At 40.8% G+C, this 13,094-nt stretch carries 13 protein-coding genes; 6 read left to right on the top strand and 7 right to left on the bottom strand.

Features of this window, described 5'->3' with window-relative positions:
• The first annotated feature begins 46 nt into the window (after positions 1 to 46).
• The 6 genes from H6G41_RS13740 (at position 47) to H6G41_RS36205 (ending at position 3,827) form a co-directional block, all read left to right on the top strand.
• On the top strand, positions 47 to 946 hold the full coding sequence (locus tag H6G41_RS13740; RefSeq protein WP_190746736.1) for a YihY/virulence factor BrkB family protein: 900 nt from the start codon (positions 47 to 49) through the stop codon (positions 944 to 946).
• A 102-nt stretch (positions 947 to 1,048) separates the two neighbouring features.
• Positions 1,049 to 1,555 (top strand): DUF4112 domain-containing protein, encoded by a 507-nt coding sequence (locus H6G41_RS13735; protein WP_190746735.1) that lies wholly within the window; start codon positions 1,049 to 1,051, stop codon positions 1,553 to 1,555.
• A gap of 15 nt (positions 1,556 to 1,570) precedes the next feature.
• Positions 1,571 to 2,506, top strand: a complete 936-nt coding sequence (locus H6G41_RS13730) for an alpha/beta fold hydrolase (protein ID WP_190746734.1) — start codon at positions 1,571 to 1,573, stop codon at positions 2,504 to 2,506.
• Between the two features lie 27 nt (positions 2,507 to 2,533).
• On the top strand, positions 2,534 to 3,415 hold the full coding sequence (locus H6G41_RS13725) for a class I SAM-dependent methyltransferase (RefSeq protein WP_242037921.1): 882 nt from the start codon (positions 2,534 to 2,536) through the stop codon (positions 3,413 to 3,415).
• Positions 3,416 to 3,501: 86 nt separating this feature from the next.
• Positions 3,502 to 3,612, top strand: coding sequence for an RtcB family protein (locus H6G41_RS36210; protein WP_199316156.1), 111 nt, complete (start codon positions 3,502 to 3,504; stop codon positions 3,610 to 3,612).
• A gap of 86 nt (positions 3,613 to 3,698) precedes the next feature.
• A complete protein-coding gene (locus H6G41_RS36205) occupies positions 3,699 to 3,827 on the top strand; it encodes an RtcB family protein (protein WP_199316155.1) in 129 nt (42 codons plus the stop codon).
• 493 nt (positions 3,828 to 4,320) lie between these two features.
• Here H6G41_RS36205 and H6G41_RS13715 read toward each other — a convergent pair whose 3' ends face one another.
• From H6G41_RS13715 to H6G41_RS13685, 7 genes are all read right to left on the bottom strand, one after another.
• Positions 4,321 to 5,712, bottom strand: coding sequence for a UDP-glucose/GDP-mannose dehydrogenase family protein (locus H6G41_RS13715; protein ID WP_190746733.1), 1,392 nt, complete (start codon positions 5,710 to 5,712; stop codon positions 4,321 to 4,323).
• Between the two features lie 140 nt (positions 5,713 to 5,852).
• Positions 5,853 to 6,803: a UDP-glucuronic acid decarboxylase family protein gene (locus tag H6G41_RS13710; protein WP_190746732.1), complete on the bottom strand. Its 951-nt coding sequence runs from the start codon at positions 6,801 to 6,803 to the stop codon at positions 5,853 to 5,855.
• A gap of 361 nt (positions 6,804 to 7,164) precedes the next feature.
• Complete coding sequence (locus H6G41_RS13705) at positions 7,165 to 9,297, bottom strand: cation:proton antiporter (protein WP_190746731.1); 2,133 nt, start codon at positions 9,295 to 9,297, stop codon at positions 7,165 to 7,167.
• A gap of 144 nt (positions 9,298 to 9,441) precedes the next feature.
• Entirely contained in the window at positions 9,442 to 10,095 is a 654-nt protein-coding gene (locus H6G41_RS13700) for an HAS-barrel domain-containing protein (protein WP_190746730.1), read from the bottom strand.
• 82 nt (positions 10,096 to 10,177) lie between these two features.
• Entirely contained in the window at positions 10,178 to 10,372 is a 195-nt protein-coding gene (locus H6G41_RS13695; protein ID WP_190746729.1) for an NAD(P)H dehydrogenase subunit NdhS, read from the bottom strand.
• A gap of 119 nt (positions 10,373 to 10,491) precedes the next feature.
• On the bottom strand, positions 10,492 to 11,820 hold the full coding sequence (rodA, locus tag H6G41_RS13690; protein WP_190746728.1) for a rod shape-determining protein RodA: 1,329 nt from the start codon (positions 11,818 to 11,820) through the stop codon (positions 10,492 to 10,494).
• Between the two features lie 101 nt (positions 11,821 to 11,921).
• Complete coding sequence (locus H6G41_RS13685; RefSeq protein ID WP_190746727.1) at positions 11,922 to 12,992, bottom strand: Mrp/NBP35 family ATP-binding protein; 1,071 nt, start codon at positions 12,990 to 12,992, stop codon at positions 11,922 to 11,924.
• Positions 12,993 to 13,094: the final 102 nt, after the last annotated feature.

Raw genomic sequence — 13,094 nt, 5'->3', positions numbered from 1 at the left:
TTATCCCCTCATTTTCCCGATTTCCAGTATTCAGAACTACAAAACTATGTATCAGTCGCGTTTTATCCGCTTCTTTCACCACCTCACATGGCGTAATCTCAAGAAAACTTTTGCGAGGACAATGGAAAGGCGACTTTTAGGACTGGCTTCAGAAATTGCTTTTAACGCTATGCTGTCGCTGTTTCCTGCAATTCTGGCTTTTGTCACAGCGATTGGCTTATTTGCAAACTTCTTGCAAGATACCTTTAGACAACTAGCAGTTCAGTTGAGTCAAATTGTACCCAGAGAAGCGCTAGTTCTCATTAGTGATTTTGCGACAACAGAAATCGCTAATTCTAAAAATAGCGGTTTGTTTTCTCTCAGCTTTGCGATCGCTATTTGGACAGCTTCGGGAGGGGTAAGTACTGCAATGACAGCTTTGGATCAAATTCATCAAGTTCCCCCTGAAAAAATGCGTCCCTTTTGGAAAGCTAAGCTGATTTCTTTGGGATTAACAATCGGGAATATTTTGCTATTAGTCTTAGCATCATTTTTAGTGTTTATCAGTGACCTAATTTTAAGAATCGTAGTCCGCGAAAGTAGTTTGTTTATTTTTTTATTTGATGTTTGGGAACTTTTCCGCTGGCCTTTAGCTTTAAGTATTGTTGCCTTTGCCTTTGGCTTTGTCTATCGCTACGGCCCTAGTGTTTGGAATCCAGGAACACCAATGATGCCTGGAGCTAGTTTAGCAGCTATTTTTTGGGCAATTTTATCGGCTCTGTTTCGGCTTTATGTCGCTAATTTTGGTAATTACAATAAAGTTTATGGTGCTGTCGGGGCTGTGATTGTCTTAATGCTTTGGTTATGGATGAGTGCGGTTGTACTTCTCGTTGGCGATCAATTAAACGTTACAGTAGGAGAAGATATGCGCTCTCGTAAAAGTGAAACTTTTCTTAAAAAGAATTAATAATTTGTATTTTATTTAATTGTTAATAGTTACAAATCTCTATGTTTACCATTAGCCAAAGTGCTGTAAATAATTATTGAACTTCCCAAAGCGATCGCACTCATGCCTGATTTACCTTCTCGGTATCCGATGATTGAACCTGACGCTAAAGCACCTACCGTGAGACGGCTACGTCAGCTAAGTCGGCTCATGGATAACATGATTACGATTCCCGGAACCCAGGTTGGTGTAGGGTTAGATCCAATTTTAGGATTATTACCTATTGGTGGTGATTTCTTAGGAGTAATACTTTCCTGCTACATTGTCTTAGAAGCTGCACGCATCGGCGTATCTAGAGCAACTCTTGGCAGAATGGTAGTCAATATCATCATCGATGGTTTAATCGGTACTTTCCCCATGCTGGGAGACTTATTTGATTTTGCTTGGAAAGCAAATACACTGAATATTCAACTGTTAGAAGAAAACTTAAAATCTCCCCAGAACATGCAAAAAGCAGATAAGGGATTTATGTTACTTCTGTTAGTTGGATTATTGCTAATTGCTATTATTTTAGTGATTTTGCCTATGATAGTAATTGGATGGCTGTGGCAAGCTATAACAGGTAGTTAATTAATTGATAAATGAATGAAAAATTGGTGGCAAGATACTTTTCCTAAAGGGCGACAAAGCATAATTATTACTGATACCAAAGGTTATCCTGTACAAATTTCTTACGGTGAAAAAGGTAAAGGTAAGCCGCTGATTTTATTACATGGTATGGGAAATTGGAGCTATAACTGGCGTTATAGTATAACTCCTTTATCTCAACATTGCCGGGTAATTTCTTTTGATGCCAAAGGCTACGGTTTTTCGGAAAAACCAGTATTAAGAAGAGAAGATAACGGTCATCAAATTATTGAACTAGCGCGAATTATTCAGGAATTATGTGATGAACCGCCTGTAATTGTTGCTGAATCTCTAGGTGGATTAGTTGCCCTTTCCTTGGCACAAGAATATCCCCATTTAGTCGGCAGGTTAATAGTAGTCAATGTGCCAATTTTTGCTGAAAAATTACCTCATTGGGCGATGTGGATACTGGCACAAACACCCATAGAAATTATCGAAACTGTTGATTCTTTACGGCTGACATATTTATTAGCGCCTCTATTTCGCGAAATTATGGCAATGGAAAGACGGCAAGTGCTATATGATCCATCAGTATTAAGTCAAGAAGATATTTATTGGATAGCTTACCCGTTTATTGAATTCCCTGGAACTATTGTCAAAGTTGCCGAAGAATTACAAATAGCAGCGCGCGAAATTGCTAAATGGCAAGAGAAGAAGCCTAATTTACTCAGTAAAATTCAAAGTAAATTAAGTGCAATTGAATGTCCCACATTAATTTTATGGGGACAGCAAGATAGTTGGTTTCCTGCTAGTCATGGTGAAAAATTGCATAAACATCTTCCTAATGCAAAATTGCAAATTTTACCAAACTGCTGCCATGATGCATCAATGGGTTCTTATCAACAGGTAAATAAAGCAATAGTTGAATTTTTGAAAGAAACTAATTTCTTTTAAACTGCTACTAAAGGGAGTAATTTAGCAATGTTTGCCCTAATTTTCTCCGAAAAAATTCAATTATCTCCTGATTCGGTGGTGCGTTTACCTGCTACTTCATATTTTTTAACTATGAGAGTGCCAAAAAGCTTTATTCTGAGAAGAACCTATAGCGCAAAATTAATAGTTATGTCGCATATGCAAACAACTGAAACTAAATCCCAGAACCTGCAAGAGTTTTTCGGCAAACAATGGCAGATTTATCAGAAAATGCTGGATAACAATTATATGGGACACCGAGAAATTTATAATATACTGCACGAATTTTTGATTAACTACTTTCAAAAACCCTTTAGAATGCTGGATTTAGGATGTGGTGATGCCAGCTTCACAAGCCAAGCTTTATTAAATACAAATATTAGCTGTTATTATGGTGTGGATTTGTCTATACCAGCATTAGAGACAGCCAAAGAAAATTTGGCAAAAATTAATTGCGATAAAACTTTAATTTCTGGCGACTTCTCTCAATTAGATTCTGTTTTAGAATTATTGCCAGAAAATAAATTTGATACAATTTTCATGTCTTTTGCTCTCCACCATCAGCATCTTGAACAAAAGTACTATTTTATTGAACAGTTTCACAATCTCTTAAATTCAGGCGGTGTTTTTATTCTAATTGATGTTGTTCGTCAACCGGAAGAAGATAGAGATACTTACGTTAGACGTTATTTAGATATAGCAAAGCAAGATTGGTCTTTACTTACCCAAGAAGACTATTCAATGGTTGCAGAGCATATGTTATTAAGCGATTTTCCAGAAACGCAACAAACTTTACAAGAAATATCTCAAAAAATAGGTTTTATTAAATTTGAATGCCTTTACTGCGATGTATTAAATACCACACAACTGTTGTGCTTTTATAAAGGCTAAAAATCATAATATTCACAGGATAAAATCTGATATTTAATTGAGATTTCAGAAACTTACCTGCTGATTATCGTCCTTGGGGTCAACCTGTGTTGGTTCCTGGTTCTATGGGTACGCAAAGCTGGATTTTGCGGGGAACCGAAAACAGCGCGATCGCCTTTCCTTTGGTTTTAGTTGTCACGGGGTGGGGCGAATCATGAGTCTCGCTAAGGCGAAGCGAGAACTTAAAGGCGATCGCTTGCTTGTCGAACTGGAAAAATAAGGTATCAATATTCGGGCTGGTTCAATGTCTGGTTTAGCTGAGGAAGCACCGCAGGCTGACAAAGATGTCAGTGGGGTTGTGAATGTCGTTAACAATGCAGGGATTGCTCGGAAGGTGGCTCGTTTTAGACCTGTAGCTGTCATTAAAGGATGATACCCATCCATAAGTTAAGGGGTCTAGTTGTTATCAACTAAACCCCTCAGATCTGTGATTCAATTTGAGCCAACATTGCCTCCTTGACTAACTCGAACTTTTAGGTATCGCTTTCTTGACTGGAACCTTTCGTAGTCACCTTTTCCTAAGGTTTAGCTTTGGCATGACTCTTAACTTTAGACCTGTGTTAAGGGAGTCGCCACTTGTTCCTATTTGATAGGTTCTTTGCGATCCTGCTTAGATATTAGCATGGCTTTTTAAAACTGCATGGTAATTTTTCAGATTTTCATCTATTAGAAATTATGAATTGTTTCTAGATTAAAAATTGTAGTGATGAAAAGCCACAACCTAGAAATTAAAAGGTCTTGAGCAAAATTTACTTTTCTTCATCTACAGTGTTTTTTTGTGCTTGTTTGTTGAAACAAACGAAAAGCTGCCTAGAATTTTCTAAGCAGCTTGAGCATTATCACGATTGTGAATTAAAAAATATTTTCTAGCGACCAATACCTACATATTGGAACCCAGCTCTGACCATTGTCTCCGGATCGAGGAAGTTACGACCATCAATAATTACTGGATTATTCATCAAGGTTGCCATCTTGGCATAGTCTAAGGTGCTAAACTGCTGCCATTCAGTTACAAGTACCAAAGCATCGCAGCCATCAGCTAATCTTTGAGCATCGGTTTCTACTAAAACACCAGAAAGACCATGACGTAAACCAGTTTGAGAAACAATTGGGTCGTAGGCTTTAACTTTAGCGCCCAAGCGGTTGAGTTGTTCAATTAAGTTAAGCGCAGGTGCATCGCGCAAATCATCAGTATCTGGCTTAAAGGTCAGACCCAATAGACCTACTGTTTTACCTTTGAGGATTTTCAACACTTGCTGGAGTTTTTCTAAAGCAATCAACCGTTGACGTTCGTTAACAGTAACAGCAGATTTCAATAATTGAGCTTCATAGCCATAGTCATCAGCAGTGTGAATCAGTGCTGATACGTCTTTGGGGAAGCAGGAACCACCCCAGCCAATACCAGCCTGTAAGAACTTGTTTCCAATACGGGAATCTAAACCAATTCCTTTGGCTACTTGAGTAACATCAGCACCAACGCGATCGCAAATGTTAGCAACTTCGTTAATAAAGCTAATTTTGGTTGCTAAGAAGGCATTAGCAGCATATTTAATCATTTCTGCCGAGCTAAGGTCTGTTGCCAGCACTGGTACAGGTGGTAAAGATTTGTCTTCAGCATACTGACGTTCGACAATGGGGGTATAGAGTTCTTTCATTAAGCCGATAGCTTTTTGGCTGTTACCACCCAAGACAATGCGATCGGGGTTAAAGGTATCGTAGACTGCGGAACCTTCGCGTAAAAACTCTGGATTGCTGACTACATCAAACTGATATGCAACCTCAGGTAGTCTTTCTTCTTCAGCAACCCCACCTGCTGTAACTAGGGTTTTTTGGCGTTCAGCAATGCCATCTAACACAATCATTCTTACCCAGTCACCAGAACCAATGGGTACTGTAGATTTGTTAACAATTACCTTATAACCACCATTGAGATGGTTACCAATACCACGAGCTACAGCTTCTACATAGCGGGTATCACTTTCACCTGTTGGTAATGGTGGTGTTCCCACAGCAATGAAGAGAATTTCACCGTGAGCAACTCCAGCCGCCAAATCTGTTGTGAATTCAATTTTCCCTGCTTGAATGGCGTTTTGCATAATTTCGGAGAGTCCCGGCTCAAAAATCGGTGACTGTCCAGACTTCATTAACTTGACTTTCTCTTCGTTATTATCTACACAAATCACATCATGACCGATATGAGCCAAGCAAGCGCCTGTTACTAAACCAACGTAACCAGTACCAATTACGCAAACACGCATTCTATTTAACTCCTGTTTTTTCTGTTGCTATTACAAATGAAAAACTTTTAACACGGCACTCATGTACAGCTATGACTATAGTTAGGGCTACATCGTGAAATTAGCCTGTACCTGAGTGAGAAAGCGATGCTCGACACTAATCACGAGACTAGTTGCTTTGTATCACTTTTGATCCGATTGCGGAAATCTTCTATTGTGAGTTTTAACCCTTCTTGTAGTGGAACGGTAGGTTCCCAATCTAACAAGGTTTTTGCCTTTGTAATGTCTGGACGACGGCGACGGGGATCGTCAGAAGGCAATGGTTCAAACTTAATCTTGGCTTCTGGATTAATCTGGCTTTGTACGGCCTGTGCCAATTCTAAAATGGTGTATTCATCAGGGTTGCCCAGATTCACTGGCCCGACATAGTCGCTATTCATTAGTCGGACAAAGCCTTCTACTAAGTCAGAGACGTAACAGAAACTACGGGTTTGGGAACCATCCCCATAGACTGTTAAAGGTTCACCCCGCAAGGCTTGAACGATAAAGTTACTTACTACCCGACCATCGTTTTCTAACATCCGGGGGCCGTAGGTATTGAAAATACGCACAACGCGAATATCAACTTTATTTTGCCTGTAATAGTCAAAAGCTAAAGTCTCTGCAATACGTTTACCTTCGTCGTAGCAGGAACGCAACCCAATGGGATTGACATTACCTCTATACTCTTCGGTTTGGGGATGAACTTCTGGATCGCCGTAAACTTCACTGGTTGAAGCCAAGAAAAATCTTGCTTTCACACGCTTCGCTAATCCCAACATGTTGAGCGTACCCATCACATTAGTTTTAACTGTTTTTACGGGATTGTACTGATAATGTACTGGAGAAGCAGGACAAGCCAAATGATAAATCTGGTCAACTTCTAACCTAATGGGTTCGGTGATATCGTGGCGGATGAGTTCAAAATATGGATTATCCAACCATTTAAGTATGTTTTGCTTGTTACCTGTGTAGAAGTTATCCAAGCAAATGATTTCATGCCCATCGTTTATTAGTTTGTCAATGAGATGAGAACCAATAAACCCGGCACCACCCGTCACTAGAATTCTCATAGTTCCCCAGTTAATTACATATATTGTCAATAGCTCTTGTGCGTATTTTTTTGATTACCCAATTTTAGGTAAAAAATACTCCCAAAGAATACGGTTATTTAAACATATGTTGTTAAATTTACCAAGTTTTCTTGGGTATATTTTTCAACTCTGTCTTACTTTTATCTATTAGCAAAATAACAAACATCCGTTGAAGTTTGTAGCTTTAGACTCTAGAATTCATCAAATCTTCACCTATATTAAGTATATTTAGAATCCAATATGCCAAATTCTACATACATAAAAAAGAAATTAGAGCAATATATTTAACATTATAAGCTCGGGAAAATAGCGATAAAATCTAGCGTTTGTGTAAACGATTTTACATGCTAGATGTAGTACTAGGAACTCCTGTTGGTAGAACTACTGTTTGCTGACGTTGTGGTTCTCCCAGCATGACAATAGAGCAAGTTAGTTGTCTAGCTAACTGAGTAGTAACATCACTAATAGCTAAGCCACCAGGGCTAGTGTGATTACGTATAAAAGGCAACACCACTAAATCATATAATCTTGCGGCTTGTAAAATGGCTTGGGCTACATTTTCATGAGCAATAATTTGAATTTCTGGGGGATTAGCAAAAGCTAATCTAGATACTAGTAGGGCAAGATGCGATCGCTTGGCAGCAATTTTGCTAGAACTGGTGCGGCGTTCGCACACATTCAAGACAGTAACTTGGGCTTGATTGCAATCTGCCAACATTTGGGCAAAATGCACAGGCTGTAATGTTGGTGCCATTAAATTTTCGATCGGAACTAATATGCGTTGAATTTTTTTCGGAGAGTCTACTAAACGCGTAACCGCTACAGGACAGTGGGATGCCCAAAGAACGTTATCAATGACGTTACCAAACAAACGCGCCCTTAGCCCAGTTCGTTTACCCCAACCCATGACGATCAAACTAGCTTTTTGTTCGCGAGCAGCTCTGCTAATTCCTGGAGCAAAGGCATCATCAATGCGTAGTAAGGGTTCTGCGGTTACCCCCAAGACTCGACTTTGGGCTGTAGCTTTTGCTAATAATCGCTCGCTGCGCTGCAAAGAGGCTTCTAACTGTGGTGCATCCATATGAGCCGCCGCAGTAGCGATCGCTAATGGTACAACTCTGCCATTTGTTTGGCGTGCTAACAATGTTGCTAATTCAATGAGATATTGCTGAGTCTGGGGATTGTAGATTGGTACTACTATCGTCAAAGCATTATTAGTTTCTACGATTTTTTGCTCTAGTTGATTTGTCGGTGCTGGCTCTGGAGGTACTGATGAAGCCAACCCCCCAGCTACCCGACTGGTAACTAACGAGCCAATAGTTGATGTCACAAGCATGACAACCACAACGCTATTGAACACTACAGGTGTCAATAATTTAGTTTCATATCCGACTAACGTTGCTGCTAATGTAGTACCCACTTGAGGAATCGTCAGCGACCACATTGTTAACATTTCTTGCCAAGTGTAGTGGTATAGCAGTTTTGTTAACAATGCAGCGATTAATTTGCTAACAATTACACCAAAAACCAACAGAAGTGTTAATTGCAGATTAGTACTGCTGGTAAATGTAGTGAAATCAATCAATAAACCTAAATGAACAAAGAAAATGGGAATGAATAGGACGCTACCAACAAACACCACTTTTTCTTTGACTGGCCCTTCCCCTACAATTTCATTAACTGCTAAACCTGCTAAAAAGGCACCAATAATTTTTTCTATCCCAATCAATTGAGCGCCCACAGCCGCCAGAAAAATAGTCAGTAGGACAAATAAAAACTGGTTACCTTCTTCGCCTCCAGAACGGCGGAAAAACTCTTTACCTAACCAATCAAAGCCAGCTAAAACGACAACAGCGTAAATAGTTAACCAACCGATTAAAGTCAGAAGCTTGGGGAAACTAAATCCACCTGTATTATCGACAGCTATGCATAAGGTTAAGACTAACAGAGCGCCAATATCAGTAAAAACCTTGGCTCCAATACTGACGCTGACAGCTTCATTGTTGACAACACCCAAGCGATCGAGCACGGGATATGCCAATAAAGTATGGGAAGCGAACAAACAGCCAATGAGTATTGATGCTATCCAATCAAAGCCAAACAATTTCCCAAACAAGCTGAGCATCACTAAGGGAATAATAAAAGTGAAGCAGCTAAACCCTAGGGAACGATTTTTTTGCCGCTGGAATTGCTCTAAATCTACTTCTAACCCGGCGACAAATATTAGGTAAACTAGCCCAATATCTGCTAGTAACTTCACGATCGCTGATTCTGTCTGAAATAAATTCCAGCCTGATGGGCCAAGTACTACCCCAGCAAAAACCAAACCGACTAATCCTGGTAGTCTGAGCCGCTCGAAAAGGATCGGCACTACTAAGATAACTACCAGCAAAATAGCGAAGGGAACAATGGGTTCCTTACCCAGTAATTGGGAGGTTGGTTCTATTGTCAGAACTTGGGAAATGAGTTCCATAGGTAGAACTTGAAAGGGCGATAGTGAAGCTGCGATTACCCTAAAGGCAATCGCCCGTTCAATATAACTGTAAACACCACCTAGAGTAAAAATTAAAAAAACTTAATTTACCTGAGTTAGATTAGACAAGCATCTAAACACTAGCTATAGGTGAACCTGGCGCAAAATGAACCGTAAGCGATCGTAGTCATCCTTTAATAGCAAACTCAGAGTACGTCCAGCTTTGATTAGCCATTGACGGTCAGCTTTGCGTAACTGATAAACTGCTCGAATAGCAGCCGCCGTTAGTGATTCTATTGGCGCACCTTGAACAGACAGTAGTGTCTGTAAAAAATCCAGTTCTTCTGTAAACTTCACAATTGTTTCTGGTTCACAGCGATAAACTGCTTGATGAATTTGTGGGGGGCGAGGAGGTAAATATTGATACGCTCGACCATAGCCTTGGTTGGCGGATGGTGTTGCAAAGCCGACGATCGCGGCGCGAAATTCGGTTTTGAGCATGGCAAATATCTGGGGTTGTTCTTCGCGCAAATCTTGCAAAGATAAACCCAAAGCTACTGCCCGGTGTACGGAATCTATGGGCATAGTAGTCGCATAATATACCACTGCATAAATTTGATTGCCCGATTCTTCATCTGTCGAACAAACCCAGCTACCAAAGGGAGGCATAGGCGGAAAACTTAAGTCTTCCGGTTCCAAGCACTGAGCAAGAAACTCCGTAGTATTAGTTTCGATCACCTCAGCAATATGATTAGGATGGCGATCGCCTGTAGCGAACTGTGGTAAAGGAAGGCGCATAGTAGTTTTTTGTCAATGTCAATCAGTCATTAGTCATAAGTCTTTGCCCAATGACAAATAACTAATGACTAATAACTACTAATTATTTCCCTTTCTTCTTGCCTGTAGTTTCTACAGCTTCCAATTCACTCAGGCGAAAGGTAACTAATTTATCCCAGTTTCCTCCCTCAAATAATACGGCTACTTTGCCATCGCTTACCCGTTGTACAAGTCCTTCATAGCGATAGTAAGTATCTGCGGGATTTTTAATGCGAACAGTTGCTCCAGGCAGGATCATGATTTTTATCCTCGCTTAATTTCCTGTTATATAGCTTAATACTTGTCGGTGGGCATTGGGCATTGGGCATTGGGCATTGGGCATTGTCAGGGAAATCACAACTAACAACTGCCCATTAACTAATAATATTTCTGCCTTTGGCGAAAGTTAGCTACGGATTCTACTATTCCTAAAGCAATGAAGTTAGTCAGCATAGCAGAACGCCCGTAACTCATCCAAGGTAAGGGAATTCCGGCTACAGGTGCTAAACCTACTGTCATGCCAATATTCACGATCAGCTGAAATACAATCATTGATAAAACGCCGATAGCTAATAAAGAGCCAAAATTATCTTTGGCAGTTTGAGCTACATGGAGTAACCGGAAGCAAATTAAACAAAATACAAACAGTACTACCAAACAGCCAATAAAACCAAATTCTTCCCCGACTGCGGAGAAAATAAAGTCTGTATGCTGTTCGGGGACAAAGTTGAGTTGAGTCATCGGCCCTTTAAATAAACCCCAGCCCCAAATTTCACCAGCACCTATGGCAATCCGAGATTGAATCAGGTGGTAACCTGCACCCAAAGGATCGTGTTCTGGGTTCATAAAGACGCTGAGTCTATTTTTTTGATAGTCGTGCAAGACATGGTTCCAGGCAAATACGCCTAACTCACCACCCAGCATATTCAGACTCCATGCACCTATGGCTCCTAACCCAAATTTTCGCCAAGGAAGAGTCTGCCAACCAACAATACCCATTGCGCCTGCCCAAAATAATCCTAATGGGCTTAAAGATATTTCTTTCAAAAAGGATATTTCTTTAAAGGTTATCGGTTCTGATAATGGCCAAGAGATACCAAATAAAATAGCGGCAACTATGGGAGAAATTAGTAGTATTATCCAGCCTGGGTTAGCATTGGCCCAGTAAAGCATACCGATGACGATCGCTCCAAATACTAATGATGTTGCCAAGTCTGGTTGTAAAAATACTAATCCCCAAGGCACAGCAGTAATTGCTAAGGCGCGAAAAAAACTCTCGATGCTGGAAGCCGTGCGTTTGTGTAGTAGCGCTGCAAGGGTAATAATTATACCTACCTTGGCAAACTCCGAGGGTTGGACGTTAAAACCTGCAATACTAATCCACCTCTGTGCCCCTTTAGCAGCAGTACCAGCAACCATCACGGCAATGAGGCTGAAGTTGGTTAATCCGTAGGTTACCCAATGCCACTGGATTAAATTTTCGTAACGCAGACGAGCTAAAAATAAGGCAATTATTGTACCAATCCCAGCTACCAGCCAGTGCCACCACCAGTCAGTTACTGGTTGGTTTAATTCCGTACTGAGAATCATGAGGCCGCCAAAGATACTGGCAGCTATAGGCAAACAAAATAATAACCAATCTACTTGCTGCCAAGGTTTAACCCAATATTTCCAGCGAATTTTGGGGAGCGCACTTTTTAATAACATTGTGTGAGTTGAGACTTTAACTAGTAAATTTTAAATTTATTGTCTACTTAAAATCTGTATTCCCAGGCTTTGGCCCAGGAACCAGATAGAATTGAACTTTCTTATGTCAAAGCGGCAACTGATACTTTACCAGCAATAGACAATGCGATCGCACTTAAGGCTTTGGCTGAAGCTGAATCTGGTTCAGCGACAACTATGGGTACACCGTTATCACCGCCTACTCTGGTGGAAATCTCTAGGGGTACACATCCTAACAATGGTACTCCTAGTTCTGATGCTGTCTTTGCACCGCCACCAGAACCAAAGATGTCATATTGTTTATCTGGCATATCTGGCGGGATGAAATAGCTCATATTTTCGACTATTCCCAATACGGGGACATTCATCTGTTGGAACATCCGCAAGCCCTTGCGGGAATCTAGCAGAGATACAGTTTGCGGTGTAGTTACAATTACTGCTCCAGCCATCGGTACAGCTTGAGTTAAAGTTAACTGGGCATCGCCGGTTCCGGGAGGCATATCGACAATTAAGTAGTCTAATTCTCCCCACTCAACTTGATAAAGAAATTGGCGAATCACACCATTTAACATTGGCCCCCGCCAAATCACTGGCTGATCTCGGTCAATTAAAAAGCCCATTGAGACTAATTTCACGCCGTGATTAAATGCAGGTTCGAGGATTTCCCCTTTTTCCCCAGGACGGACTGTAATTTGGGCATCGCTGAGTCCCAGCATGGTGGGATCGTTGGGGCCGTAGATATCCGCGTCCAGTAAACCTACTTTAGCGCCTGTCTGTGCTAGAGCTACGGCGACGTTTACGGCTACGGTACTCTTACCCACACCGCCTTTACCACTGGAAACGGCAACGATATTTTTTACGCCAGCAATGCCAGTGCGATCGGGTAAACTTTTTTGTTGTGGTGTTTCGGCTGTCACTTCAATGCTGACATCTGTCACGCCTGGCAGCTTGTTCACCGCTTTTTTACAGTCTTCAACGATAAACTCCCTCAAAGGACAGGCGGGTGTGGTTAACACTAATGTGAAACTAACCTTGCCAGCATCAATTTTGACATTGCGAATCATATTCAGTTCTACCAGACTTTTTTGCAGTTCTGGATCTTGTACTGGTCGCAACACTTCTAGAACCGAGCGGGAATCAAGGACATCGTACATAAAAATTCAAATTTCAAATTTCAAAAAGAAGAATGCTTTTGTGGCAAGTAACTTAACTACTAATCTGGATATCCTATTGTGCCGCGATCGCTGTAACAAAAC

Origin of the sequence: Tolypothrix sp. FACHB-123, assembly GCF_014697075.1 — a bacterium.
Taxonomy (GTDB): Bacteria; Cyanobacteriota; Cyanobacteriia; order Cyanobacteriales; family Nostocaceae; genus Aulosira.
The sequence above is the reverse complement of the archived record's forward strand: the minus strand, read 5'-3'. Positions and strand labels throughout refer to the sequence as shown.

Bases quoted from the DNA above. Each gene is read 5' to 3' on its own strand.
- H6G41_RS13740 (WP_190746736.1), top strand. From the start codon at position 47: ATGTATCAGTCGCGTTTTATCCGCTTCTTTCACCACCTCACATGGCGT.
- rodA (WP_190746728.1), bottom strand. From the start codon at position 11,820: ATGTTATTAAAAAGTGCGCTCCCCAAAATTCGCTGGAAATATTGGGTT.
- H6G41_RS13695 (WP_190746729.1), bottom strand. From the start codon at position 10,372: ATGATCCTGCCTGGAGCAACTGTTCGCATTAAAAATCCCGCAGATACT.
- H6G41_RS13725 (WP_242037921.1), top strand. From the start codon at position 2,534: ATGTTTGCCCTAATTTTCTCCGAAAAAATTCAATTATCTCCTGATTCG.
- H6G41_RS13710 (WP_190746732.1), bottom strand. From the start codon at position 6,803: ATGAGAATTCTAGTGACGGGTGGTGCCGGGTTTATTGGTTCTCATCTC.
- H6G41_RS13700 (WP_190746730.1), bottom strand. From the start codon at position 10,095: ATGCGCCTTCCTTTACCACAGTTCGCTACAGGCGATCGCCATCCTAAT.
- H6G41_RS13705 (WP_190746731.1), bottom strand. From the start codon at position 9,297: ATGGAACTCATTTCCCAAGTTCTGACAATAGAACCAACCTCCCAATTA.
- H6G41_RS13685 (WP_190746727.1), bottom strand. From the start codon at position 12,992: ATGTACGATGTCCTTGATTCCCGCTCGGTTCTAGAAGTGTTGCGACCA.
- H6G41_RS13730 (WP_190746734.1), top strand. From the start codon at position 1,571: ATGAAAAATTGGTGGCAAGATACTTTTCCTAAAGGGCGACAAAGCATA.
- H6G41_RS13715 (WP_190746733.1), bottom strand. From the start codon at position 5,712: ATGCGTGTTTGCGTAATTGGTACTGGTTACGTTGGTTTAGTAACAGGC.
- H6G41_RS13735 (WP_190746735.1), top strand. From the start codon at position 1,049: ATGCCTGATTTACCTTCTCGGTATCCGATGATTGAACCTGACGCTAAA.
- H6G41_RS36205 (WP_199316155.1), top strand. From the start codon at position 3,699: ATGTCTGGTTTAGCTGAGGAAGCACCGCAGGCTGACAAAGATGTCAGT.